This window comes from Paracoccus jiaweipingae, assembly GCF_044335505.1.
Classification (GTDB): Bacteria; Pseudomonadota; Alphaproteobacteria; order Rhodobacterales; family Rhodobacteraceae; genus Paracoccus.
Map to the genome: position 1 here is coordinate 13390 of NZ_JBISBS010000003.1, position 23730 is coordinate 37119.

Consider the following 23730-nt stretch of genomic DNA (forward strand, 5'->3'; position numbering starts at 1 on the left):
GTCAGGCAAAATGTTCGAGCGCGTCGTCGTATCCGAGTTTCGGTATACGCCCTATGCGGTTCATTCTTGGCATCTGGGGTATGGGAGGAATCGGAGGAATACGAGGAATGCGCGGGATTGGTGGCACTGCCATTTGACTGCGCATGATGTAATTGCCTTCTACCAAACTTCCCAAGTATCGCCCTTGATCGTCCCATGCTTTGCCATCGCCCTCGATCCATCCGCGATAGCTGCCATTGCGGTCGAATAGATTTCCGTTCACGACGAACCCAACATATTTTCCGCCCCAAGTGTATAGATCGCTCATTTTACCCTCTTTGGTATGCTGCCCCCTGCTTGGCACAAGATAATGTGCGCTAGTGCTCCGTTCAAGATCATCAGAAGGAGAAAAGCGGCACGTTGCTGCGCCGCCTTTAATCCCAAGCAGTAGTTCATTTCGCAGCCCGTTCCGCAATCGAGTGCAGGAAGCCGATGGAAACACCGGTATCCTGTGCCGCCATGTCGCGGATCATGCGCACTAATTTGGGCTGATTGCCGGTTTCGAGACATTCGGCAACGGCGCTTGCTGCGATTTCGCGGCCATATTCGCATTGCTGTGTATAAGTCATTTGGCACTCCTTTTGGTTTCAGATGCACCGACCATACATCGGCATGAAAACGAGTCAATCTTTTGTTTTTATTGAATAAATTGTCACTTCTGGCGTGATAATCACGTCAGAAGTGATTTCACACCTAGGCGTAAAGATAGCTGAATACCTTTTCCACATTCTGAATAGAGAACTTGCGCAGATGGGTCAGTCGCATCCCGACAATATCGACGGCGGTTTCATACGGAATACCATTACCCCGCATCGCTTCCACAAGGAATTGGGTGGCGCGAAGTTCTTTTTTGGTCAGTTTTTTACTCATAGGAAGTTTCCTTTCTGTAGCTTCTACAAAAAAGGGCAACTGGGTGGAATCAAGCCCAGTTGCCCTAGAGCCGGGAAAGGACAAAACCCGGCATTTGCGCGCTGTGGAGAACGAATCCAGTCGCGCAAATCTCAGTCTGTTTGAACGGGGCGATCACCCGCCCGATTCGGCATCAACACTTCTTACCGCCGTCTTGATAGCACGTCGCGGGGCGGACAACAAGAGTTATTGACTCTAGTAATCGAATCGTGTCATAAGAGCCTGGACAGTTACAGCAGTCCAAGGAATCACTCCATGAGCGACAAAGACACCGCCAAGCCCCTTTTCGCGTATGCGCCCGTTGGGCCGCGTTTCGAGATCAAGGACATTTCTAACTGCATCGCAGAGGGCGGAATCCCTTATCCGACTGCCCATGCGCGGGTGAAAATCTACGCTAAGCCTGCGAAGGGTGACGGGTTGACGCTGATCCATGTGCGGGAAGCGGGCCGCGCAACACAGCCGAATATCTATGAGTTTTCCGACGCAGGCGCGGCGATTGTGCTGAGCGCGTTGCAGGATGCCGGAATCAGCGATCATCATATCATGCGGGAAGCCCATTGGGCGCTCTATGCTTGGTCGCAGCGGGCCGAAGAACGCGATTTGAAATACATCGCCCCCGGTCAAGCGCACAAACCCCGTCACCCGATTGACCGCGCGATTTACGGCGTCTCTCGGGGCGAAAGCTGGGCTTTCATGATGGAAATCTGGCGCGACAAGCAGACCGGCGACCGGGTTGCGATTTGCGATCTGATCCAGAACGGCGACCCGGTAATCGGGCGTCACGAAATCACCCCAACAATGCAGCACCAAGTTACCGTGCAGGTGAATCTGGATGCTTTGCTTGTGCCGGTCATTCGCCGGTTGTCGAAAGAACGGCAGTAACAGCATGGGTATTCTGGACCGTTTTCGCACCCGGAAGGCCGAACCCGCCCGCGTTCGCTCTTTCGACGGGGCAGCCGGGGGCCGTCGCGCCTCTGGCAGGGGCCAATTCGGGCGGATCAATCCAGAGGTTGCGGCGGCTGCACCGTCGCTGCGGTCGCGCGCTGCCTATCTGGCACATAACAATCCGTGGCTGAATCAGGCTTGCGCCAACTGGACCGGCGCGCTTGTCGGGGCCGGGATCGTGCCGACCTCAAAACACACCGACCCGGCACAGCGTAAGGCGATCAATGCTTATTTTGAAAATTGGGCTTCTGATTCAGATGCAGAAGGCCGCAGCGATTTTTGGGGCCAACAAGCGGTTCTTGCTGACGCGATGGTCAAGGCTGGTGAATCAGTTGCTCTGATCCTCGATACCGAAGACGGGCCGCGCCTGCGCATCATCCCCAGCGATCTTCTGGACGAATCCAAGACCGGCGAACTGTCGGATGATCGTTCCATCTTCTCGGGCGTGGAACTGGACGCGAACGGCAAGCGGCTGGCCTATTGGATCGTGCCCGAGAAGCCCGGCAACCTGTTCGCCCAATCGCAAAGCGTCCGGGTTGATGCCGGATCGGTGCTGCATGTCTTCAAGCCGCTGGCACCGGGACAGGTGCGGGGTGTGTCTTGGCTGGCACCTGTGATCCTGCCAGCGGGTGATTTCGATCAGTTGTGCGATGCGCTGCTTGTCGGGGCCAAGGTTGCCGCGATGCATACCGGCTTCATTACCGATTTGAACGGCACGGCTGATGCCTATGACGATCAAGGCGACGTGAGCCTTGAACCGGGCGCGCTGCGCAGGCTTGGCATGGGCCAAGACGTGAAATTCAACACGCCGGGCCAGTTGCAGCAGGTGGAAGCCTTCCTGAAACTGAATCTGCGGCAGTTGGCGGCTGGCCTTGGGCTGCCCGATCATCTGCTTTCGGGCGATCTGACCGGGGCGAACTATTCCAGTTTGCGGGCGGGGCTGCTGCCCTTCCGCACCCGCGTTGAACAGATTCAGTATGGTGTGCTGGTGCCGCAGTTTCTTGCCCCCGTCTGGCGCAAGGTGATCGCGCATGGCGTGTTGTCTGGCGATCTGGATGCACCGGATTTCGAGCGCAACCCGGCTGCCTATCTGACTGCCGACTGGTTGCCGCCGAAACATCTGCAAGTTGACCCGCTGAAAGACATCAACGCGACGATTGCCGAACTTGATGCCGGGCTGACATCGCGCCGCAAGGCGGTCGCAGAACGCGGTTGGAACCTCGATGACCTGGACGCGGAAATTGCCGCTGAAAAGCAAGCCGGGGGCAGCGATGAAAAAGCCTAAGCCGATCAAATGGCGCAAGGGCTGGTCCCGCGCCCTGTCCAATGAATCCGAAAAGCCTGTGACCCTGCCGCCAGCACCTTGGGAAATCGAAGAGGAAACCCAATGAACGCCATTCTGCACCGTGCCGCCGATTTTCAGCCCGAGTCCTTCAATGCTGATGGGCTGACGGTTGATGCCGTCATTTCCACCTTTGCAGACGTGACCCGCCGTGATGCGCGCGGGGCCTATGTTGAACGGCTGGACCCTGCCGGGTTGGACCTGTCGCGACTGATCGGGGCACCCGTCCTTGATGGGCACCGCAACGGCTCTGCCCGCGACGTTATCGGCACCGTGACCGGGCACCGGATGGAAGGGGGCCAGCTTGTCGCATCTATTCGACTCAGTGGCGCGGCTGATGCTCAGCCCGTGGTCGAACGCATCCGGGAAGGAACGCTGAAAGGTGTTTCCGTTGGCTACAAAGTTACCCGCTGGTCTGAGGGGACGGACCAGCAAACGAAAACCCGCGTCCGTTCGGCGGCGGCGTGGTCAATCTTTGAAGTAAGCGCCGTTCCCCTGCCTGCTGACCCAGGTTCAACCTTCCGAAATGAGGCCACTATGCCCCTTGATGAAAACGAAAAAGACCCGGTGCAGTATCGCGCCGAAGTGCGGACGATTGCGCGCGCGGCAAATCTGTCTGCTGATTGGGCTGATGCTCAAATTGACGCTGATGCTGATCTGACTGCCGTTCGCGCCGCTGCCTTCGATGAAATGCAGAAGCGCGGCACCGCTGTTCCTCGCATCCGCGTCACGGGCAGCAATGACGATCCGGCGCAGGTGCAGACCCGTGCCGCCGATGCGCTGGCCTTCCGCATGGCTGGTGGTGAATTGCCCGACGCCAGCCGCGAATATGTCAGCATGTCGCTGCGTGACCTCGCATCCGACTCCCTGACCCGTTCCGGCGTGTCGACCCGTGGCATGTCCAGCGATGAAATCTTCCATCGCAGCCTTGGCACCAGTGACTTCCCGTTGGTTGTGTCGAACGCCATGGGCAAGGTCGCGGCGCAAGCCTATCAGGCTGCCGAAAGCCCGCTCAAGGCTCTGGCCCGCCAACGCACCCTGCCGAACTTCAAAACGTCGACCTCGATCCGCATCGGGGAAATGGGGCGTCTTGAGGAAATGACCGAAGACGGCGAATTCACCCACACGAACCGCGCCGAAGCGGGCGAGACGATGGCGCTCAAGACCTTCGGTCGCGCGATCAACATCAGCCGCAAGCTGCTGATCGACGATGACCTTGGACTCCTTGGCGACATGACTGCCGCGATGGGCCAAGCCGCTGCACAGACTGAGGCTGAGGAACTGGTGGCGCTGCTGACCGGCAACCCGAACCTCAGCGACGGGCAGCCGGTGTTCCATGCCTCGCGCGGCAACACGGCGGCGGGGGCGCTGCCTGTCCTGTCGGAAGCTGCCCTGACCGCTGCCCGCAAGCATATGCGCACCGTGAAGGGGCTGGACGGTAAGACGATCATCAATGCCGTGCCGAAGTATCTGGTGGTTTCGCCCGATCTGGAAACGGACGCGGAAAAGCTGCTGGCGACGATCTACGCCGCGACCACGGATGACGTGCAGCCGATCAAGCTGACCCTTGTCGTGGAACCCCGCCTGACCGGCGATGCGTGGTATCTGCTGGCAGACCCGGCTTCCGTTCCCTCGATCCAGTATGCCTATCTGAGCGCGGCGCAGGGCGTCCAGATTCAGCGGCAAGAGGCGTGGGATACTCTCGGACTGAAATACCGGGCCTTCCTCGATTTCGGCTGCGGTTGGCTCGACTGGCGCGGCGCGTTCCGTTCCGAGGAATCGTGATGGCCGTGACCCTCGCCCAATTCCAAGAATGGCGTGACCGGCTGGCAGAGGCCAAATGGAACGGCATTCTCATGGTGCAGGACAGTAGCGGGGAATTGGTGAAATACCGCTCCCACACGGAACTTTCCGCTGCACTCGCCAGCCTGGACGCTGAAATCCGCAATCTGACGGGCGGTCATCGCCCGTCCACCGTTCAATTCCAAACCTCGAAAGGTCTCTGAAACATGGCCAAGAATTACGTTCAAAAGGGTGACACGATCACCATTGCCGCCCCTGTGGCGGTTGTCTCGGGCGGTATTGTCCAAGCCGGTTCCATCATCGGCGTGGCGCAAGGCAGCGCGGAAATCGGCGGCAAGGTCGACGTGGCCTGTGGCGGCGTCTGGGAACTGCCCAAGGTTGCCAGCGAAGCCTACGCGAGGCCGGGCGTCCCGGTCTATTACAACTCGGGCAACGGACTCGTCACCTCGACTGCCAGCGGCAACACCAAGCTGGGCGTGGCAATCGAGTCTGTTGCTGCCAGCACCGGCACCGTCAAGGTGCGCCTGAGCGGCGCGTTCTGAGGCGACCATGGTCACCCCGGCACCTCATAAGGTCTTGCCTCTTCCCACCGCGCGGCTGCTGTCGCGCGAGGAAGCGGCAGCCTATGCCGGGGTGTCCCCGACTACCTTCGACAAGTTGCGGCTTGAACGGATGATGCCCGGCCCGAAAAAGGTCTTTGGGCGCGTCTTGTGGGACGTGCGGGCGCTGGACGCTGCAATTGACTGCTTGCCGGGGGACGGCGTGTCGACGGAGAGTGTCGACACAGGTAACGAATGGAATGAGGTGCTGCGATGATGCGCAAGCCCCCGAAGTATTGCCAAGGCTTCCTCGATCGTCACGGGCGGTCGCGCTGGTATTTCCGCCGTCCCGGCTTTGACCGTGTTGCGCTACCCGGCCTGCCGTGGAGTCCAGAATTCATGGCGGCATATGAGGCTGCCACCAAGGGCGGGGTGCAGACGGAAGGGGCAGGGGCCGCGAAGACCTCACCCGGCACCGTTGCTGCGCTTGTCGTCAGCTACTATCGCTCAGCGGAATTCCTCAACCTCAAGCCGATCACGCAGCGGACCTATCGCAGCACTATTGAACCCTTTCGTGAACAGCACGGCGACAAGACAGTTGCGAAGCTGAAACGGGAACACGTCAAGGCGATCATAGCCAAGCTGGCAGATCGGCCCGCCGTTGCAAACAATTGGCTCAAGTCAATCAAGATTCTGATGCGCCATGCCGTTGAAACCGGGATGCGCCCGGATGACCCGACCGTGGGCATTCGCAAGTTGCGCACCGGATCATCGGGCTACCGCACCTGGACCGAGGCTGAAATCCAGAAGTATTACGATAAACACCCGACCGGAAGCCGCGCCCGGCTGGCGCTGGACCTCATGCTTTACACCGGGCAGCGCCGGGCTGACGTTGTGCGCATGGGCTGGCAGCATCTTCGGGATGGGGTGCTTACCCTTCGCCAGTCCAAGACCGGAACCGAGGTTGAAATCCCGCTGCACCCCGTTCTTCGGGCTTCACTGGACGCGCTGCCCAAGAAGAACATGACGTTCCTTCTGACCGAATACGGGAAGCCCTTTGCCGTGGCTGGGTTTGGGAACTGGTTTCGGGACCGGGTGACGGAAGCCGGGCTGCCCGATGGGCTTTCGGCACATGGCTTGCGGAAGGCGGCTTGCCGTCGCTTGGCCGAGGCCGGATGCACCGGGCCACAGATCATGGCTATCTCTGGCCACAAGAATCTCAAGGAAGTGCAGACCTACATTCAGGCTGCCGACCGTCTCGGACTCGCCCGTGAAGCCCTGAAAAGGCAGCTTGCAGCGGACGAAGAGAGAACAAAAATTGTCAAACCCGCTGGACAGGTTTGACAAAATGCCGCGTAAGCACCTGAAAACAAATGCGACTGGCGCGGGGATGGTAGGCCCGGAGGGACTCGAACCCCCAACCAAGGCGTTATGAGCGCCCTGCTCTGACCATTGAGCTACAGGCCCGTTGCCGCATTGGGTTAGGCAAATCGGCCTGCCGGGTCAAGCGGCAAGGGGCAGTGGGCGCGCTCAGGGTGCGGGGTGGTCGCGCAGATCGGCGGCGATGTCGTCATCCAGCGGGGTGTGACAGCTGTTCAGCATATATCCCAGCGTCGCATAAAACCCCACCGTCGCGATCAGGTCGAACATCCCGTCATCGCCGGTCAGGGCGCGCAGATCGGCCATGCTGCGGGCCGAAAGGCGGCGCTGGCCGATCAGGTCATCCACGGCGCGGGCCAGCACGGCGTCGTCGCCGCTGATCTGGTCCAGCGGGCCGCGCAGCGCGGCGATGCGGTCATCCGACAGGCCGGTTTTGCGCCCGCGCACCACATGCTGACCCCATTCATAGTCTGACCCCATATGCCAGCCGGTGCGCAGAATCACCACCTCGGACCGCTGTGGGCCAAGGGCGCTGTCGATGACCACATGCTGGCGCAGCGGTGTCCAGGCGCGCAACAGTCGGGGGTGATGGGCCATGACGCGATAGACATTCAGCCCGCCGGCAAAACCCTGCCGCAGGTCGTCAATGGCGGGCGGCCAGTCGGCGTCGGTCAGGGGTTGGAAATCATCTGTCATCGGCGCACCCTTGGATCTGTTGTGCAAACCTAACAGCCGAGTCGCCCCATGTCCCGTTCTTCCTCGCATGTTTTTGGCCGCAATTGTCACGCCGATCTGCCCACCGCCGTGGCGGGCGAGGGCTGTTACATCATCGACAAGACCGGGCGGCGCTGGCTGGATGGCTCGGGCGGGGCGGCGGTCAGTTGCCTTGGCCATGGCGATGCGCAGGTCACGGCGGCAATCAAGGCGCAGCTGGACCAGATCGCCTTTGCCCATACCGGCTTTTTCACCAGCGAACCGGCCGAAGCGCTGGCCGATCTGCTGATCGCCCATGCGCCTGCGGGGCTGGACCGGGTCTGGTTCGTCAGCGGCGGGTCCGAGGCCACGGAATCGGCCATCAAGCTGGCGCGGCAATACTGGCTGGAACGCGGCCAGCCACAGCGGCGGCACCTGATCGCGCGGCGGCAAAGCTATCACGGGAATACACTGGGGGCGCTGGCGGCGGGGGGCAATGAATGGCGCCGGGCGCAATTCGCGCCGCTGCTGGCCGATGTCAGCCATATCGCGCCCTGTTACGCCTATCGCGACAGCCAGCCCGGCGAAACGCCCGAGGCCTATGGCCGCCGCGCCGCCAGCGCCCTGCGCGACGAAATCGAACGGCTTGGTCCCGACAGTGTGATGGGCTTTATCGCGGAACCGGTGGTGGGGGCGACCGCCGGTGCTGTGCCGCCAGCGCCGGGGTATTTTCACGAAATCAAAAAGATATGCGATGAATATGATATTCTGTTGATTCTGGATGAGGTCATGTGCGGCATGGGCCGCACCGGCACGTTGTTTGCCTGTGAACAGGATGGCATTGCCCCGGATATCGTTTGTATCGCCAAGGGCTTGGGGGCGGGATATCAACCGATTGGTGCGATGCTGGCCAGCGCGCGCATTTATGACGCCATAGCGGGCGGGTCGGGGTTTTTCCAGCATGGCCATACCTATCTGGGGCATCCGGTGGCGGCTGCGGCGGGCCTGGCGGTGGTTTCGGCCATTCTGGACCGCGGATTGCTGGCGCGGGTGCGGCAGCAGGGCGCGGTGCTGGCGCAGGGGCTGGCCGAGCGTTTCGGCGACCGGCCTTATGTGGGTGATCTGCGCGGGCGCGGGCTGTTTCGCGGCATCGAATTCGTGGCTGACCGCGACAGCAAAACCCCGTTTGACCCGGCGCAAAAGGTTGCCGCGCGGCTGAAAGCGGCGGCCTTTGCGCATGGGCTGATCTGTTACCCCATGTCTGGCACGATTGATGGCCGGCAGGGCGATCACCTGTTGCTGGCGCCCCCCTTTATCATCAGCGATGCGCAGATCGGGGAATTGCTGGACAAGCTGGAACTGGCTTTCGACGATGTGTTTGCCGGGTCCGATTCGCCACTGACCTGATATGATTTCTGGGATTTTTCTGCAATAGTCTGTTTTAAAAGACCAAAAAAAGATAGGTCATTGCGCGTTGCCAATTCCGCGCAAGGCGTTACCGTAAGTGCCAGAACCCGGCCCCCAAAGGCCGGACCCAACAAGGAGAGAGACGCATGTCCAAGTTTTCCCCCCTGGTCATGGGCGCCGTTCTGGCGCTGGCGGCCGGTCAGGCCAGCGCCGCCGAAGAGAAATTCATCACCATCGGCACCGGCGGTCAGACCGGCGTGTATTACGTCGTGGGTCAGTCGGTCTGCCGTCTGGTCAACCGCGAAACCGCCGAAACCGGGATCAAATGCACCGCGCCGTCCACCGGCGGGTCGATTGCCAATATCAACGCCATCAAGGCCGGTGACATGACCATGGGCGTGGCCCAGTCCGACTGGCAGTATCACGCTTTCCACGGCGATGTGCCGGAATTTGAAGGCGACAAGAAATTCGACAAGCAGCGCGCCATCTTCTCGATCCATGGCGAGCCGTTCACCATCGTCGCGCGCAAGGATTCCAAGGTCGCGAATTTCGCTGACCTGAAAGGCAAGCGCGTCAATGTCGGCAACCCCGGTTCGGGCACCCGTGGCACGATGGAGGTTGTGCTGAAGGCGCTTGGCATGTCCATGGGCGATTTCTCGCTGGCGTCGGAACTTAAGCCCGCCGAACAGGCCGCGGCACTTGGCGATAACAAGGTCGACGCGATCACCTATACCGCCGGCCATCCCAATGGCTCGATCCAGGAGGCGACCTCGACCGTGGATGCCAATCTGGTCACCGTCACCGGTCCCGAGATCGACAAGCTGATCGCGGACAACCCCTATTACGCCAAGGCCACCATTCCGGGCGGCATGTATAAGGGCACGGACGAGGATATCGAAACCTTCGGCGTCAAGGCCACGCTGGTGACCTCGGCTGATGTGCCTGACGATCAGATCTATGCCGTGGTCAAGGCGGTGTTCGACAATTTCGACCGCTTCAAGACCCTGCACCCGGCCTTTGCCAACCTGACCCCCGAGGACATGGTGACGCAGGGCCTGTCCGCGCCCTTGCATCCCGGCGCCGAGAAATATTACCGCGAAAAAGGCTGGATCAAGTGATCTGGCCGGGGCAGGGGCGCCATGGTGCCGCTGCCCGCCACGCGTGACCAATGGGGTCGCGGCCTTGCGGGCTGCGGCCTTTTTCGTCAAAATCGGCACAAAGAACACTGGCCAGCCAAATGGCCATCTCAGGGAAAGGGCCACAGATGAGTGATCCAAACACGGATGATCGCAAGGGCGGGCCGCATCACGACGACCCCCGCGCGCATCATCCCCACCAGTTTCAGGCCGCCGCCGTCGAGGAAGCCGCCGCAGGCCATGGCGGCCTGTCCGCGGATGAGCTGGACGAGCTGGTCGCCTCGTCCGATACCGGCGCGCGCACGCCTTCGGGCTGGGTCGGGCGCAGCATCCTGATCGTGGCGCTGTGCTGGTCGCTGTTTCAGCTGTGGATCGCCTCGCCCATCCCGTTCATGGTCGGCTGGGGGGTGCTGAACGACACCGAAACCCGCGCCATCCATCTGGGGTTTGCGCTTTTTCTGGCCTATATGGCCTATCCCGCCGAACGCAGCCCGGTGCAGCTGGCGCTGGCCATCGGGGTTCCGGCGCTGATGGTGGTGCTGTTCATGGGCGGCGCCAAAGAGGGCATCGACACCTGGTGGATTCCCCTGGCAGGTCTGGCGGTGATCGTGGCCATTCTGCTTGGCAGCCCCAAGGACTGGGTGCCGCCATGGGAATGGGCGCTGGCCGTGGTGGCGGCGCTGTCGTCGCTGTATATCTTTGCTTATTATCGCGAAATCGGTCAGCGCGTTGGCGCCCCGATCATGCAGGATTACGTCGTTTCGGTCATCGGCCTGCTGCTGTTGCTGGAGGCCGCGCGCCGCAGCCTTGGCCCGGCGCTGATGGTCGTGGCCTCGGTGTTTCTGGTCTATACCTTCCTTGGGCCTTACATGCCCGAGATCATCGCCCACAAAGGCAACAACCTGTCCGAGGTGGTAAACCACCAGTGGATCACCACCGAGGGCGTGTTCGGCATCGCGCTTGGGGTGTCGACCAGCTTTGTGTTCCTGTTCGTGCTGTTCGGCGCGCTGCTGGATAAGGCGGGTGCGGGCAATTACTTTATTCAGGTGGCGTTCAGCCTGATGGGCCATATGCGCGGCGGGCCGGCCAAGGCGGCGGTGGTGTCCAGCGCGATGACCGGGCTGATCTCTGGCTCGTCCATCGCCAATGTGGTGACCACCGGCACCTTTACCATTCCGCTGATGAAAAAGGTGGGCTTCAGCTCCGAGAAAGCCGGCGCGGTCGAGGTCGCCAGTTCGGTCAATGGCCAGATCATGCCGCCGGTGATGGGGGCTGCTGCCTTCCTGATGGTGGAATATGTCGGCATTCCCTATTTCGACGTGGTCAAACACGCCTTTGTGCCGGCCACCATCAGCTATATCGCGCTGGTCTATATCGTCCATCTTGAGGCGATGAAGGCCGGGATGCAGGGTCTGCCGCGCGCCTATCAACCGGGGCCGTGGACGCGCCGGATCATGGGCTTTTTGTTCGGCGTGGTCGGCATCGGCCTGTTGGGCTATCTGATGCAGGCGACGATGGGCTGGATCCGCCCGGCCTTTGGCGCCAATGCCGGTTATGTGGTGTTTGGCCTGCTGACGGCGGCTTATGTCGCGCTGCTGTGGGTCGCCTCGCGCGAGGCACCGCTGAAAATGGATGACCCGAACGAACCGGTGACCCGGCTGCCGCTGCCGGGGCCGACCATCCGGGCGGGGCTGTATTACCTGCTGCCGGTGATCGTGCTGGTCTGGGCCTTGATGGTCGACCGCCTGTCGCCGGGCCTGTCGGCCTTCTGGGCCACGGCTTACATGATCTTTATCCTGCTGACGCAGCGCCCGCTGATGGCGGCAATGCGCGGCACCGGCGATTACGCGCATGAATTCCGCGGCGGCTTTGGCGACCTGATCGACGGGCTGATCACCGGGGCGCGCAATATGATCGGCATCGGCATTGCCACCGCCACCGCCGGTATCATCGTGGGCGCCGTCAGCCAGACCGGCGTCGGCTCCGCGCTGGCCGATGTGGTCGAGGTCTTGTCGGGCGGCAACCTGATGGTGATGCTGCTGCTGACCGCGATCCTGTCGCTGATCCTTGGGATGGGGCTGCCGACCACGGCGAATTATATCGTCGTCTCGGCGCTGCTGGCACCGGTCATCGTGACCCTGGGGGAACAGAACGGGCTGATCGTGCCGTTGATCGCGGTGCATCTGTTCGTGTTCTATTTCGGCATCATGGCCGATGTGACGCCGCCGGTGGGGCTGGCCTCGTTCGCGGCGGCGGCGGTGTCGGGGGGCGACCCGATCAAGACCGGGGTTGTGGCCTTTTTCTACAGCCTGCGCACGGCGGCGCTGCCGTTTCTGTTCATCTTCAACACCGATCTGTTGCTGATTGATGTCGATGTGATTCACGGCGTGTTCATCTTTGTCACCGCGACCATGGCGATGCTGCTGTTTGCGGCGGCAACGCAGGGCTGGTTCCTGACCCGCAACAAGATCTGGGAAACGGCGCTGCTGCTGCTGGTGGCCTTTACCGTGTTCCGTCCGGGCTTCTGGATGGACATGATCTATGCGCCCTATGATCAGGTGCCCCCGGCACAGATCGAACAGGCGCTTGGCGATGCCGAACCCGGCGAGATGATGCGCCTGCGCATTTCCGGGCTGAACGCGGTGGGTGATCCGGTGGAAAAATCGGTCCAGATCGAGGTTCCCGAAGGCGCCAGCGGTGCCGAACGGATGGCCGCGCTTGGCCTGTCGGTGGCGCAGGATGGCGATGACACCATCGTCGATGACGCGGCCTTTGACAGCCCGGCGCAAAAGGCGGGGCTGGACTGGGATCAAAAGATCCTGGCCGTCAAGATGCCCGCGCCCGGCCCGTCGAAATACCTGATGTATATCCCTGCCGCGCTGTTGCTGGCGCTGGTGATCTGGTTGCAGCGCAGCCGGATCGCCGCCACCGGCCGGCGCGACCCTGACGCCCTGACGGCATGAAAGGACAAGACATGCTGAACGACATTCTGCTGCCCATTGACCTGCAACACGAGGTCAGCTGGAAAGATGCCCTGCCCATGGCGCTGAAATTGCTGGCGCCGGGGGGGCGGCTGCACCTTCTGGGCATCGTCCACGATGTCGGCAATGCCTGGGTGGCCAGCTATCTGCCCAAGGGATACGAGAAAAAGGCGCTCGAGGCGATGAAGGCCGATCTGGGCAGTTTCGTCGCGCGCGAGGTCGGCGGCGATGTCACAGTCAAGACCCATGTCGGCCACGGCCATGTCGCGGAAACCATCCTGAAAATGGCCAGGAAAACCGGCGCGCAGATGATCGTCATGGCCTCGCAGCGGCCTGACCAGCTGCGCACTTTCCGCGTCGGCTCTCAGGCGGACCGGGTGGTGCATCATTCCCCGATCAGCGTGCTGGTGGTGCGCTGAAAAGGGCTTGAACCCGGCGCGGCGGATGGCTATGTCCCGCCGCGTGGCGCGGGCGGTTAGCTCAGCTGGTAGAGCGTCTCGTTTACACCGAGAATGTCGGGGGTTCGAGTCCCTCACCGCCCACCACCACAGCATCGCGCTGATGGCTTTGGACCCCGCCGCAAGGCGGGGTCTGGCGTTTCAGCCCCCAGCCTGCGGGGTATCGCGATCTCTTTTGTGCGCGCTCTCAGTTTGCGGTGACGCAATTGGCCAGCAGCACCCGGTCAGCCCCGGCATACAGGGTCGCCGTCCGGCCCTTCGTATCCAGCAACCGGCTGTCGCGCGGGTCAGAGGCCCTGAACCGCGCCCCCGAGGCCGAGGCCACGCGCAGCATCGGCACCACCTCGTCCGGTTTCAGAACCGTCGCCGTCTCGCCATCGCCCGCGAAGCTGACCTCCAGCCGCTGGTTCTGATCACAGCGATAGACCAGATGCGTTTCGCGGCGCGGGTCGCTGGCACTGGCCGGGTCATCGGGGGTGCAGGCGGTCAGGACAAGGACCGGCAGGGCAAGGACCGGCAGGACAAGACGGGCAAGGGCGGGCAGATGCATCGGCAGCTCCTGTTGGGGTCAGACGCGGCAGTTTAGGCGGCTTTGCGCGGCAAGGGAACGGGGGTGCCGGATGCCGGGCGCTCACAAGGTTGCCATCAGTGCCAGCGCCGCCGCCGCCAGCCAGCAGGCGCGGCGGAACAGTGCCAGCCCGCGCGACAGATCGGCGGCGCCGGGGTCGGGCGCGTTGCCGTTGACCCAGGGTTCGGCGCTGACCGCGTCGCCATAGCTGCGCGGGCCGGACAGGCGCACATCCAGCGCGGCGGCCATCGCGGCCTCGGGCCAGCCGGCATTGGGGGAACGGTGCTGTCCGGCCTGCCGCCATGCCAGCGCCAGCGCCGCCGCCGCCCGCCACCCCGAGGCCAGCGCAAACAGCCCCGCCGACAGCCGCGCCGGCACCAGATTGACCAGATCGTCCAGCCGCGCCGCGGCTTTTCCAAAGCGTTCGTAACGCGCAGTGCGGTGGCCGATCATCGAATCCATCGTGTTGATCGCCTTATAGGCCGCCAGCCCCGGCAGCCCCGCCACCGCGCACCAGAACAGCGGCGCGAAAATGCCGTCGCTGGCGTTTTCGGCCAGACTTTCCAGCGCCGCGCGGGCAATCGCCGGGGCGTCGGCGTTGCGTGTGTCGCGGCCCACGATCATCGACACAGCATGGCGCGCGGCGGGCAGGTCTGCGCCGGCCAGCGGGCGGGCCACGGCGGCGACATGGTCATGCATCGACCGCGCCGCCACCAGCGGCCAGCCCAACAGCCCGGCCAGCACCGCCCCCGGCCAGCCCGGCGGCAACAGCGCCCCCAGCGCCAGCACCGGCACCAGCACCGCCGCCAGAACCAGCACCACCAGCACCACCCCGCGCAGAATGCGCGCGCGGCCCCGGTTCAGGCGCCGGTCCAGCGCCGCGATCAGCGCCCCGACCCAGACCACCGGATGCGACAGCCGCGCATACAGCACCGGTGGCCAGCCGATCAGCGCGTCCAGCGCCAGCGCCACAAGCGCGGTCAGGGCAAGATGCGACAAGTCGGTCATGGCAGCCGGTTGACCGCCTCGACCGACCAGATGCCGTGATCGCGGCGCAGGATGGTCAGCGACAGCGGCGCCACCGCAAAACCCAGCGCCGCATCGCCCGCGACCCATGCCAGCGCCGCGCGAACGGTGCCGGCATGGGCGGTGACGATGACCTCGCCGCTGGCGCGGGCCAGTTGCGGCTGAACCCGCGCCGCCATGTCGTGAAAACTTTCGCCGCCGGGGGGGCGATGGGCGGCCAGTTCGGGCAGGGGCAGGCGACCGATATCGGGCAGATCCTGAAACGGGATGCCTTCCCATGCGCCGAAATCCTGTTCCCACAAAAGCGGCTGCAATCGCGGGGCCAGCCCCAATGCGCGCGCCGTGGTCAGGCAGCGCCGTGCCGGGCTGGTCCAGCAGGGCGCCGCCAGCGGCAGTGCCGCGCGCAGCCGGGTCAGCGCCGCGCCATCCGACAGATCGGCCGCCACGTCGCGCCGCCCGGCCAGCCGCCCGCCGTGAATTTGCGGCGCATGGCGGATCAGCCACAGCCGGGCATCGGCGGGCAGGGGGTCGGGGGGCGGTGTGGCGGGCGTGCGGGCGGCGTCTGGTGTCATCGCCGCGATCTTGGGCGCGGCGGGGGCGATGTCAACGCATAAAACCCTTGACCTGTGGCGCGGCGGGTTCCATACAAATGAACAAGCGTTCGATTAAACGGGAGGGAGGCCCGCGATGTTCACGCAGGGGATGGAATTTGACCTTGGCGAAGACGTTAATGCGCTGCGCGATATGGTGCATCGTTGGGCGCAGGACCGGCTGAAGCCGCTTGCCGCCAGGACCGACAGCGACAATGCGTTTCCCAACGAGCTGTGGCCCGAATTGGGCGAACTTGGCCTGCTGGGGATCACCGTGGCCGAGGAATATGGCGGGTCCGGCATGGGCTATCTGGCGCATACCATCGCGGTCGAGGAAATCGCCCGCGCCAGCGCCAGCATCAGCCTGTCTTACGGCGCGCATTCCAACCTGTGCGTCAACCAGATCAAGCTGAACGCGACTGAGGAACAGAAGCGCAAATACCTGCCCAAGCTGTGCAGCGGCGAACATATCGGCGCGCTGGCCATGTCCGAGGAAGGCGCCGGGTCCGACGTGGTGGGCATGAAGCTGCGGGCGGAAAAGAAGGATGGCTATTACCTTCTGAATGGCAATAAATACTGGATCACCAACGGGCCGGATGCCGACACGCTGGTGGTCTATGCCAAGACCGACCCCGAGGCCGGGTCAAAGGGCATCACCGCCTTTATCATCGAAAAGGGCTTCAAGGGTTTCAGCCAGGGGCCGCATTTCGACAAGGTCGGGATGCGCGGGTCAAATACCGGCGAACTGATCTTTGAAAACTGCGAAGTGCCCGCCGAAAACGTCCTTGGCGCCGAGGGCAAGGGCGTGCGGGTGCTGATGTCGGGGCTGGATTACGAACGTCTGGTGCTGTCGGGCATCGGCACCGGCATCATGGCCGCCTGTCTGGACGAGGTGGTGCCCTATCTGCGCGACCGCAGGCAGTTCGGTCAGCCGATCGGGAATTTCCAGCTGATGCAGGCCAAGCTGGCCGATATGTATGTCGCGCTGAACACCGCGCGGGCCTATGTCTATGAGGTCGCGCGGACCTGTGACGCGGGCAAGGTGACGCGACAGGATGCGGCGGGCGCGGTGCTGTATGCCAGCGAACAGGCCATGGTGCAGGCGCATCAGGCGGTTCAGGCGCTTGGCGGGGCCGGGTTCCTGAATGACAGCGTGGTCAGCCGCCTGTTCCGGGACGCCAAGCTGATGGAAATCGGGGCGGGAACCTCGGAAATCCGGCGGATGCTGATTGGCCGCGAACTGATGGCCAAGGCTTAAGGCCATGCGCGCGGGGGTGCTGATGCCTGCCATCCGTCCGGCCCGCCCTGAAAAAGGGCGCACCCCCAAGGGGATGCGCCCGGCTGTGACTGTCCCTGTCCTGCGGCTTGTGCCGTCAGAATTTCATCACATAGGATGCGCCGACGACCAACGGGTCGATATTGACCTCGCCGATTTTCTGGCCGTTCAGCTTGACGTCGCTGTCGATGTCGATCCAGCGCAGATCAGCGCGGATGGCCGAGCGCTCGTTGATCCAGTAATCGGCACCGATATGGGCGGCCAGACCCCAGCTGTCATCCAGCTCAAGCCGGCTGCCAGCCAGCGCGCCGGTGGTCTTTTCGCTGAAGAAGCCGGTAAAGTTCACACCGACGCCGACAAAGGGCGCGAAACCGTTGCCGGCATCAAAGTGGTATTGCAGCGACAGCACCGGCGGCAGGTGCTTGACGGTGCCGACCTTGCCCAGACCGGCCAGCTTGACGTCATGCTTGAACGGCGTGGCGGCCAGCAATTCGACGCCCAGATTGTCGCGGATGAAATATTCCACCGTGATGGTCGGGCGAATATTGTCACCGACATCGACCTTCAGGCCATTGGCGGACAGCGTGCCATTGTCGCTTTTGGGCTGAACGCTGCCAAAACCAAGGCCGACGGTCCAGTCACCCGCCGATTGCGCCATGACCGGCGAGGTCAGGGCAAGGGCGGTGGCCGCGGCGATGCAAAGCGTTTTCATGGGAGGACTCCTTTCACGAATGATGAAACTTTCGTGACGGGAATCGCCCCCCGCAAACATGATCCAGATCAAATTGCAGCCTGCATCCGCCACCTGCGGCATTTTTGCCGCAGCCACCGGGCGGCAGCCTGTGGGGAAAGGTGAACAGATGAAGCTGAAATCCTCGGTCATCACCGGCGCGGATGCTTTCGCGGCCAATCGCCGTGCGCATCTGGAGATGCTGGAAACCGTGCGCGCCGCCGCACAGGCCGCCACCGCTGGCGGGGGGGCGCGGGCGCTGGACCGGCATGTCGCACGCGGCAAGATGCCGCCGCGCGAACGGGTGGCCAACCTGCTGGACCCCGGCAGTCCGTTTCTGGAAATCGGCGCCACCGCCGCGCATGACATGTATGACGGTGCCGCCCCCGGCGCAGGCGTGATCACCGGGATTGGCCGGGTGCATGGGCAGGACGTGATGGTCGTGGCCAATGATGCCACCGTCAAGGGCGGCACCTATTACCCGATGACGGTGAAAAAGCATCTGCGCGCACAGGAAATCGCGGAACAGTGCCATCTGCCCTGCATCTATCTGGTCGATTCCGGCGGCGCCAACCTGCCCAATCAGGACGAGGTCTTTCCCGACCGCGACCATTTCGGGCGCATCTTTTTCAATCAGGCGCAGATGAGCGCGAAGGGCATTCCCCAGATCGCCGTGGTGATGGGGTCCTGCACGGCAGGCGGCGCCTATGTGCCCGCCATGTCGGATGTGACGATCATCGTGCGCGAGCAGGGGACGATCTTTCTGGCCGGTCCGCCGCTGGTCAGGGCGGCAACGGGAGAGGTCGTCAGCGCCGAGGATCTTGGCGGCGGCGATGTCCATACCCGGTTGTCGGGCGTGGCCGATTACCTGGCCGAGGATGACGCCCACGCGCTGGCGCTGGCGCGTCGCGCGGTCAGCCACCTGAACCGGCGGGTGCCGCAAACCGTGGTCTGGCAATCGCCCGAGGCCCCGGCCTGTGACCCCGACGAAATTCTGGGCGTGGTGCCCGCCGATCTGCGCACCCCCTATGACATCCGCGAGGTCATCGCGCGGGTCGTCGATGGCAGTCGCTTTGACGAATTCAAGCCGCGCTTTGGCGAAACGCTGGTCACCGGCTTTGCCCATATCGAGGGCTGCCCGGTGGGCATTGTCGCCAATAACGGCGTGCTGTTTTCGGAAGCGGCCATCAAGGGGGCGCATTTCATCGAATTGTGCAGCCAGCGCAACATCCCGCTGGTTTTCCTGCAAAACATCACCGGCTTCATGGTCGGCCGCAAATATGAAAACGAGGGCATCGCCCGCCACGGCGCCAAGATGGTGACCGCGGTGGCCACGACCAATGTGCCCAAGATCACCATGCTGGTCGGCGGCTCCTTCGGCGCGGGCAATTACGGCATGGCCGGGCGGGCCTATTCACCGCGCTTTTTGTGGACATGGCCCAATTCGCGCATCAGCGTCATGGGCGGCGAACAGGCCGCCGGGGTTCTGGCCACCGTCCGCCGCGACGGGATCGAGCGTCAGGGCGGCAGCTGGTCCCCCGAGGAAGAGGCCGAGTTCAAGCGCCCCACGATCGAGATGTTCGAACGCCAGTCCCACCCGCTTTACGCCAGCGCGCGGCTGTGGGACGATGGCATCGTCGACCCGCGCAAGACGCGCGACGTGCTGGCCCTGTCGCTGCGCGCCAGCCTGAACGCGCCAATCGCGCCGACCCGCTTTGGCGTGTTCCGCATGTAAAGGTGGGACCGCAGGATGCCCGTAACCTTGCCCCCCGCGCCGGACCGCCCGCCCTTGCCATCCGGCAGTGATGGGCTGGCCGTGCTGATGGCGCGCTGGCCCGGCGCGCGGACCACGCGCTTTGGCGACAGTCCGGCGCTGTCGGACCGTTTGCTGGGGCTGATCCGGTCGGGCCGCAAGACCGCGACCTGCGGCGCGCTGGCGCATTATCGTCAGGAGGGCGAGCCGGTGCCGCAAACCGGCGATGTGCTGATCGCGCTGGATCACCGCGATCAGCCCGCGCTGGCCTATCGGCTGACCGATGTCAGCATTTGCGCCTTTCGCGATGTGCCAAAGGATTTCGCGCTGGCCGAGGGAGAGGGCGGTTTCGCGGACTGGCGGCAGGGGCATATCGACTATTTCCAGCGCAATGGCGGGTTCTCGGACGACATGGCGCTGGTGTGCGAACGTTTCCGCCTGATCTGGGTGGCCGGGCCGCATGGGTATTTGGACAACGAAGAAGACAGCATCCGCGCCGCCAGGCCGGAACCGATCAACAGGGGGGAGCCATGTTTTCAAAAATCCTGATCGCCAATCGCGGCGAGATCGCCTGCCGGGTGATGGATACGGCCCGCAAGCTGGGGGTGGTGACGGTCGCGGTCTATTCCGATGCCGACCGCAATTCCCGCCATGTCGCCATGGCCGACGAGGCGGTCCATATCGGCGGCCCGGCCCCGCGTGACAGCTATCTGCGCGGCGACGCCATTATTCAGGCGGCGCTGGACAGCGGCGCGCAGGCCATTCACCCCGGCTATGGCTTTTTGTCGGAAAACCCCGACTTCGTGGATGCGGTGGACCGCGCCGGGCTGGTATTCATTGGCCCGTCGGCCGATGCGATCCGCAAGATGGGGCTGAAGGATGCCGCCAAGGCGCTGATGGAGCAGGCCGGGGTGCCGGTTGTGCCGGGCTATCACGGTGACAATCAGGACCCGGCGTATCTGGCCGTGCAGGCCGGTCAGATCGGCTATCCGGTGCTGATCAAGGCGGTGGCGGGCGGCGGCGGCAAGGGGATGCGGCTGGTCGAACGCGCCGCCGATTTCGACGCCGCGCTGGCATCGGCACAGGGCGAGGCCGCGACCGCCTTTGGCAACCCCGCCGTGCTGATCGAAAAATATATCCAGCAGCCCCGCCATATCGAGGTGCAGGTTTTCGGTGACGGCCAAAGCGCGGTGCATCTGTTCGAACGCGACTGTTCCTTGCAGCGCCGCCACCAGAAGGTGATCGAGGAAGCCCCGGCACCCGGCATGACCGCGCAGATGCGCAGCGCCATGGGCGAGGCCGCCGTGCGCGCCGCCGAGGCCATCGGATACAGCGGCGCCGGCACCATCGAATTCATCGTCGATGGGCGCGACGGGCTGCGCCCGGACGGGTTCTGGTTCATGGAAATGAACACCCGGCTTCAGGTTGAACACCCGGTCACCGAACTGGTCACCGGGGTGGATCTGGTCGAATGGCAGCTGCGTGTTGCCTCGGGCGAGCCGCTGCCCGCCCGCCAGCAGGACCTGACCCTGAAAGGCCACGCCTTCGAGGCCCGCCTTTACGCCGAGGACGTGCCCGCGGGCTTTCTGCCCGCCACCGGCACGCTGGCGCATCTGGCCTTTCCCGACACCGCCCGGACCGAGACCGGGGTGCGCAAGGGCGACACGATCAGCCCGTGGTATGACCCGATGATCGCCAAGGTCGTGACCCATGGTCCCACCCGCGCCATTGCGCTGCGGGCGCTGGAAACGGCGCTGATCGACACCGAAGTCGCAGGCACCACCACCAATGTCGATTTCCTGATCGCGCTGACCCGGCATCCGGGGTTTCGTCAGGGTCAGGTCGATACCGGGCTGATCGGGCGCGATCTGGACGCGCTGGTGGCGGCTGCCGAACCCGACCCGCGCGCGCGTGCGCTGGCCGTGGTGGGGCTTGCCGGGCTGGACGACCCGGCCCGGCCCGGCGGCATGACCCTGTGGGAGCCCCTGCGCCGCACCGTGGCGTGGGATGGCGGCGACGCGGTGATCGAGGTCACCGGCCCCCGCACCGCCCGTGTTACCATTGACGGCCAGACCCACGACATCGCGCGCGAAGGCGATCGCTGGTGGGTCGATGGCGGCCCGCGCCGTTCCCGCGTGGTGCGTCATGCCGCCGGGGTCAGCGTCTTTGGCGGGCGCTCGCTGACCCTGACCCCGGTCGATCCGCTGGACCGGGAAAGCGACGATGCCGGCACGGCCCTGACGCTGTCGCCAATGCCGGGGCTGGTCAAGGCGGTCTTTGTCAGCGCCGGCGATACCGTGGCGGCGGGCGACCGTCTGGCGGTGCTTGAGGCGATGAAAATGGAACACACCCTGACCGCCGCCCGCGATGGCACCGTGGCCGAGGTGCTGGCCCGCGACGGCGATCAGGTCGAGGCCGGCGCCGCCCTGATCCGCCTTGAGGATGACGACGAATGACGTTTCTTCGTTGCCCAAATACCCCGAACACGGAGGACCGGCCATGAGCCATGTCGAGATTTTCGAAATGGGCCCGCGCGACGGGCTGCAAAACGAAGCGCGGCTGATCCCGGCGGCGGACAAGATCGCGCTGGTCGATCTGTTGTCAGGTGCCGGGTTTCGCCGGATCGAGGTGACCAGCTTTGTCAGCCCGAAATGGGTGCCGCAAATGGCCGATGCCGCGCAGGTGCTGGGGGGCATCGCGCGGGTGCCGGGGGTCAGCTATGCGGCGCTGACGCCCAATCTGAAGGGCTATGAAGGGGCCCGTGCCGCCCGCGTTGACGAGGTGGCGATCTTTGCCAGTGCCTCGGAAGGGTTCAGCCGCGCCAATCTGAATGCCAGTATCGACGACAGCATCGACCGCTTCATCCCGATCATGGAGGCGGCGGGCGCCGATGGTATCCCGGTGCGCGGTTATGTCAGCGTGGTGACCGACTGCCCCTTTGACGGGCCGACCGCGCCCCGGCAGGTGGCCCGTGTCGCGGCGCGCCTCTTCGCGATGGGATGTTATGAAATCAGCCTTGGCGACACCATCGGGCAGGCCACCCCGGACAAGATCGACGCCATGCTGGCCGCCGTTCTGGACGATGTTCCCGCCGCGCAACTGGCCGGGCATTACCATGACACGGCGGGGCGGGCGCTGGACAATATCGACGCCAGTCTGGCGCGGGGATTGCGGGTCTTTGATGCCGCGGTGGGGGGCTTGGGCGGCTGCCCCTATGCGCCGGGGGCGGCGGGGAATGTCGCGACGGAAAAGGTCGCGGCGCATCTGGCCGCGCGCGGTTTCCAGACCGGGCTGGATATGGAGGTAATTGCGCGCGCGGCGGACATGGCCCGCGCCATGCGAGGGGGGAAGGCAGATGTTTGAAACCATCCGCATCAAGGCAGATGACCGTGGTGTCGCCACGCTGTGGCTGGCGCGCGCTGACAAGCATAACGCGCTGTCGGCGCAGATGCTGGCCGAACTGACAAAGGCCGCAGGCCAGCTTGGCCGCGACCCGGCGGTGCGGGTGGTGGTGCTGGCCGCCGAAGGGTCCAGCTTTTGCGCGGGGGGCGATCTGGGTTGGATGCGCCAGCAAATGGATGCCGATGCCGCAACCCGGCGCGCGGGCGCGCGGCAACTGGCGCAGATGCTGAACGCGCTGAACCTGCTGCCCAAGCCGCTGATCGGGCGGGTGCAGGGCAATGCTTTTGGTGGCGGCATCGGCATGATGTCGGTCTGCGATGTGGCCATCGGGGCTGACAGCGCCCGGTTCGGGCTGACCGAAACCCGGCTGGGGCTGATCCCGGCCACCATCGGTCCCTATGTTCTGGCCCGCATGGGCGAGGACAAGGCGCGGCGGGTGTTCATGTCGGCCCGCCTGTTCGACGCCGAAGAGGCGCACGCGCTGAACCTGCTGGCCCGCGTTGTCGCGCCCGCCGATCTGGACGCGGCCATCGCGGCCGAGGTCGCGCCCTATCTGCAATGCGCCCCCGGCGCGGTGGCGGCGGCCAAGCGTCTGGCGCGCGATCTGGGGCCGCGCATCGACGATCAGGTGATCGGGATGACCATCGACCGGCTGGTCGACATGTGGGAGGGCGATGAAGCCCCCGAAGGCATCGCGGCGTTTTTCGACAAGCGCAAACCGCGCTGGCAGGGGTGACTCGCGGGCAGGGCGCG

General features: G+C 64.0%; 25 protein-coding genes and 2 tRNA genes. 18 read left to right on the forward strand and 9 right to left on the reverse strand.

Features of this window, described 5'->3' with window-relative positions; translation table 11 throughout:
* Position 1 precedes the first annotated feature (1 nt).
* From ACFXP9_RS06165 to ACFXP9_RS06175, 3 genes are all read right to left on the reverse strand, one after another.
* Complete coding sequence (locus tag ACFXP9_RS06165; RefSeq protein ID WP_397210071.1) at positions 2–307, reverse strand: 4-fold beta flower protein; 306 nt, start codon at positions 305–307, stop codon at positions 2–4.
* A gap of 124 nt (positions 308–431) precedes the next feature.
* Positions 432–608: a hypothetical protein gene (locus ACFXP9_RS06170; RefSeq protein WP_397210073.1), complete on the reverse strand. Its 177-nt coding sequence runs from the start codon at positions 606–608 to the stop codon at positions 432–434.
* A 124-nt stretch (positions 609–732) separates the two neighbouring features.
* Positions 733–909: a hypothetical protein gene (locus ACFXP9_RS06175; RefSeq protein ID WP_397210076.1), complete on the reverse strand. Its 177-nt coding sequence runs from the start codon at positions 907–909 to the stop codon at positions 733–735.
* Between the two features lie 294 nt (positions 910–1203).
* On the opposite strand from ACFXP9_RS06175, the gene ACFXP9_RS06180 reads away from it, so the two are divergent.
* The 7 genes from ACFXP9_RS06180 (at position 1204) to ACFXP9_RS06210 (ending at position 6921) form a co-directional block, all read left to right on the forward strand.
* On the forward strand, positions 1204–1830 hold the full coding sequence (locus ACFXP9_RS06180) for a hypothetical protein (RefSeq protein WP_397210078.1): 627 nt from the start codon (positions 1204–1206) through the stop codon (positions 1828–1830).
* Between the two features lie 4 nt (positions 1831–1834).
* Positions 1835–3178, forward strand: coding sequence for a phage portal protein (locus ACFXP9_RS06185; protein ID WP_397210080.1), 1344 nt, complete (start codon positions 1835–1837; stop codon positions 3176–3178).
* 102 nt (positions 3179–3280) lie between these two features.
* On the forward strand, positions 3281–5020 hold the full coding sequence (locus tag ACFXP9_RS06190; RefSeq protein ID WP_397210082.1) for a prohead protease/major capsid protein fusion protein: 1740 nt from the start codon (positions 3281–3283) through the stop codon (positions 5018–5020).
* Positions 5020–5241 carry a phage head-tail joining protein gene (locus tag ACFXP9_RS06195; RefSeq protein WP_397210083.1) on the forward strand — a complete coding sequence of 74 codons (222 nt, stop codon included), beginning with the start codon at positions 5020–5022 and terminating at the stop codon, positions 5239–5241. The genes ACFXP9_RS06190 and ACFXP9_RS06195 overlap by 1 nt, the downstream gene beginning before the upstream one ends.
* A gap of 3 nt (positions 5242–5244) precedes the next feature.
* Positions 5245–5580 carry a DUF2190 family protein gene (locus tag ACFXP9_RS06200; RefSeq protein WP_397210085.1) on the forward strand — a complete coding sequence of 112 codons (336 nt, stop codon included), beginning with the start codon at positions 5245–5247 and terminating at the stop codon, positions 5578–5580.
* 7 nt (positions 5581–5587) lie between these two features.
* A complete protein-coding gene (locus ACFXP9_RS06205) occupies positions 5588–5854 on the forward strand; it encodes a helix-turn-helix transcriptional regulator (RefSeq protein ID WP_397210087.1) in 267 nt (88 codons plus the stop codon).
* Entirely contained in the window at positions 5851–6921 is a 1071-nt protein-coding gene (locus ACFXP9_RS06210) for a tyrosine-type recombinase/integrase (protein ID WP_397210089.1), read from the forward strand. The genes ACFXP9_RS06205 and ACFXP9_RS06210 overlap by 4 nt, the downstream gene beginning before the upstream one ends.
* Positions 6922–6968: 47 nt before the next feature.
* On the opposite strand, the gene ACFXP9_RS06215 is transcribed toward ACFXP9_RS06210, so the two are convergent.
* A tRNA-Ile gene (locus ACFXP9_RS06215) sits at positions 6969–7044 on the reverse strand.
* Positions 7045–7107: 63 nt separating this feature from the next.
* Positions 7108–7653, reverse strand: coding sequence for a carboxymuconolactone decarboxylase family protein (locus ACFXP9_RS06220; RefSeq protein WP_397207413.1), 546 nt, complete (start codon positions 7651–7653; stop codon positions 7108–7110).
* A 48-nt stretch (positions 7654–7701) separates the two neighbouring features.
* Between ACFXP9_RS06220 and ACFXP9_RS06225 the strand changes: the two genes are divergently transcribed.
* The 5 genes from ACFXP9_RS06225 to ACFXP9_RS06245 all read left to right on the forward strand — a co-directional run bounded on the left by ACFXP9_RS06225 (position 7702) and on the right by ACFXP9_RS06245 (position 13719).
* Positions 7702–9057 (forward strand): aspartate aminotransferase family protein, encoded by a 1356-nt coding sequence (locus tag ACFXP9_RS06225; RefSeq protein ID WP_397207411.1) that lies wholly within the window; start codon positions 7702–7704, stop codon positions 9055–9057.
* 146 nt (positions 9058–9203) lie between these two features.
* Entirely contained in the window at positions 9204–10175 is a 972-nt protein-coding gene (locus ACFXP9_RS06230; RefSeq protein ID WP_397207410.1) for a TAXI family TRAP transporter solute-binding subunit, read from the forward strand.
* 146 nt (positions 10176–10321) lie between these two features.
* Positions 10322–13156: a TRAP transporter permease gene (locus ACFXP9_RS06235; RefSeq protein ID WP_397207408.1), complete on the forward strand. Its 2835-nt coding sequence runs from the start codon at positions 10322–10324 to the stop codon at positions 13154–13156.
* A gap of 11 nt (positions 13157–13167) precedes the next feature.
* Entirely contained in the window at positions 13168–13593 is a 426-nt protein-coding gene (locus ACFXP9_RS06240) for a universal stress protein (RefSeq protein ID WP_397207406.1), read from the forward strand.
* A 50-nt stretch (positions 13594–13643) separates the two neighbouring features.
* A tRNA-Val gene (locus ACFXP9_RS06245) sits at positions 13644–13719 on the forward strand.
* 100 nt (positions 13720–13819) lie between these two features.
* On the opposite strand, the gene ACFXP9_RS06250 is transcribed toward ACFXP9_RS06245, so the two are convergent.
* From ACFXP9_RS06250 to ACFXP9_RS06260, 3 genes are all read right to left on the reverse strand, one after another.
* Complete coding sequence (locus ACFXP9_RS06250; RefSeq protein ID WP_397210090.1) at positions 13820–14182, reverse strand: MliC family protein; 363 nt, start codon at positions 14180–14182, stop codon at positions 13820–13822.
* Positions 14183–14263: 81 nt separating this feature from the next.
* On the reverse strand, positions 14264–15208 hold the full coding sequence (cbiB, locus tag ACFXP9_RS06255) for an adenosylcobinamide-phosphate synthase CbiB (protein ID WP_397207403.1): 945 nt from the start codon (positions 15206–15208) through the stop codon (positions 14264–14266).
* Positions 15205–15798 (reverse strand): histidine phosphatase family protein, encoded by a 594-nt coding sequence (locus ACFXP9_RS06260; protein ID WP_397207401.1) that lies wholly within the window; start codon positions 15796–15798, stop codon positions 15205–15207. Before ACFXP9_RS06260 ends, cbiB begins: the two co-directional genes overlap by 4 nt.
* 115 nt (positions 15799–15913) lie before the next feature.
* On the opposite strand from ACFXP9_RS06260, the gene ACFXP9_RS06265 reads away from it, so the two are divergent.
* Entirely contained in the window at positions 15914–17074 is a 1161-nt protein-coding gene (locus tag ACFXP9_RS06265; RefSeq protein ID WP_397207399.1) for an isovaleryl-CoA dehydrogenase, read from the forward strand.
* 115 nt (positions 17075–17189) lie between these two features.
* Here ACFXP9_RS06265 and ACFXP9_RS06270 read toward each other — a convergent pair whose 3' ends face one another.
* Positions 17190–17804, reverse strand: a complete 615-nt coding sequence (locus ACFXP9_RS06270) for an OmpW/AlkL family protein (RefSeq protein WP_397207397.1) — start codon at positions 17802–17804, stop codon at positions 17190–17192.
* A gap of 148 nt (positions 17805–17952) precedes the next feature.
* Between ACFXP9_RS06270 and ACFXP9_RS06275 the strand changes: the two genes are divergently transcribed.
* The 5 genes from ACFXP9_RS06275 to ACFXP9_RS06295 are packed head-to-tail and all read left to right on the forward strand — an operon-like array spanning position 17953 to position 23713.
* On the forward strand, positions 17953–19557 hold the full coding sequence (locus ACFXP9_RS06275) for a carboxyl transferase domain-containing protein (RefSeq protein ID WP_397207395.1): 1605 nt from the start codon (positions 17953–17955) through the stop codon (positions 19555–19557).
* Positions 19558–19572: 15 nt separating this feature from the next.
* Positions 19573–20124 (forward strand): ASCH domain-containing protein, encoded by a 552-nt coding sequence (locus ACFXP9_RS06280; protein ID WP_397207393.1) that lies wholly within the window; start codon positions 19573–19575, stop codon positions 20122–20124.
* Positions 20106–22031: an ATP-binding protein gene (locus tag ACFXP9_RS06285; protein ID WP_397207392.1), complete on the forward strand. Its 1926-nt coding sequence runs from the start codon at positions 20106–20108 to the stop codon at positions 22029–22031. The genes ACFXP9_RS06280 and ACFXP9_RS06285 overlap by 19 nt, the downstream gene beginning before the upstream one ends.
* A 43-nt stretch (positions 22032–22074) precedes the next feature.
* Positions 22075–22938: a hydroxymethylglutaryl-CoA lyase gene (locus ACFXP9_RS06290; protein ID WP_397207390.1), complete on the forward strand. Its 864-nt coding sequence runs from the start codon at positions 22075–22077 to the stop codon at positions 22936–22938.
* A complete protein-coding gene (locus ACFXP9_RS06295; RefSeq protein ID WP_397207388.1) occupies positions 22931–23713 on the forward strand; it encodes a crotonase/enoyl-CoA hydratase family protein in 783 nt (260 codons plus the stop codon). Before ACFXP9_RS06290 ends, ACFXP9_RS06295 begins: the two co-directional genes overlap by 8 nt.
* The last annotated feature ends 17 nt before the right edge of the window (positions 23714–23730 follow it).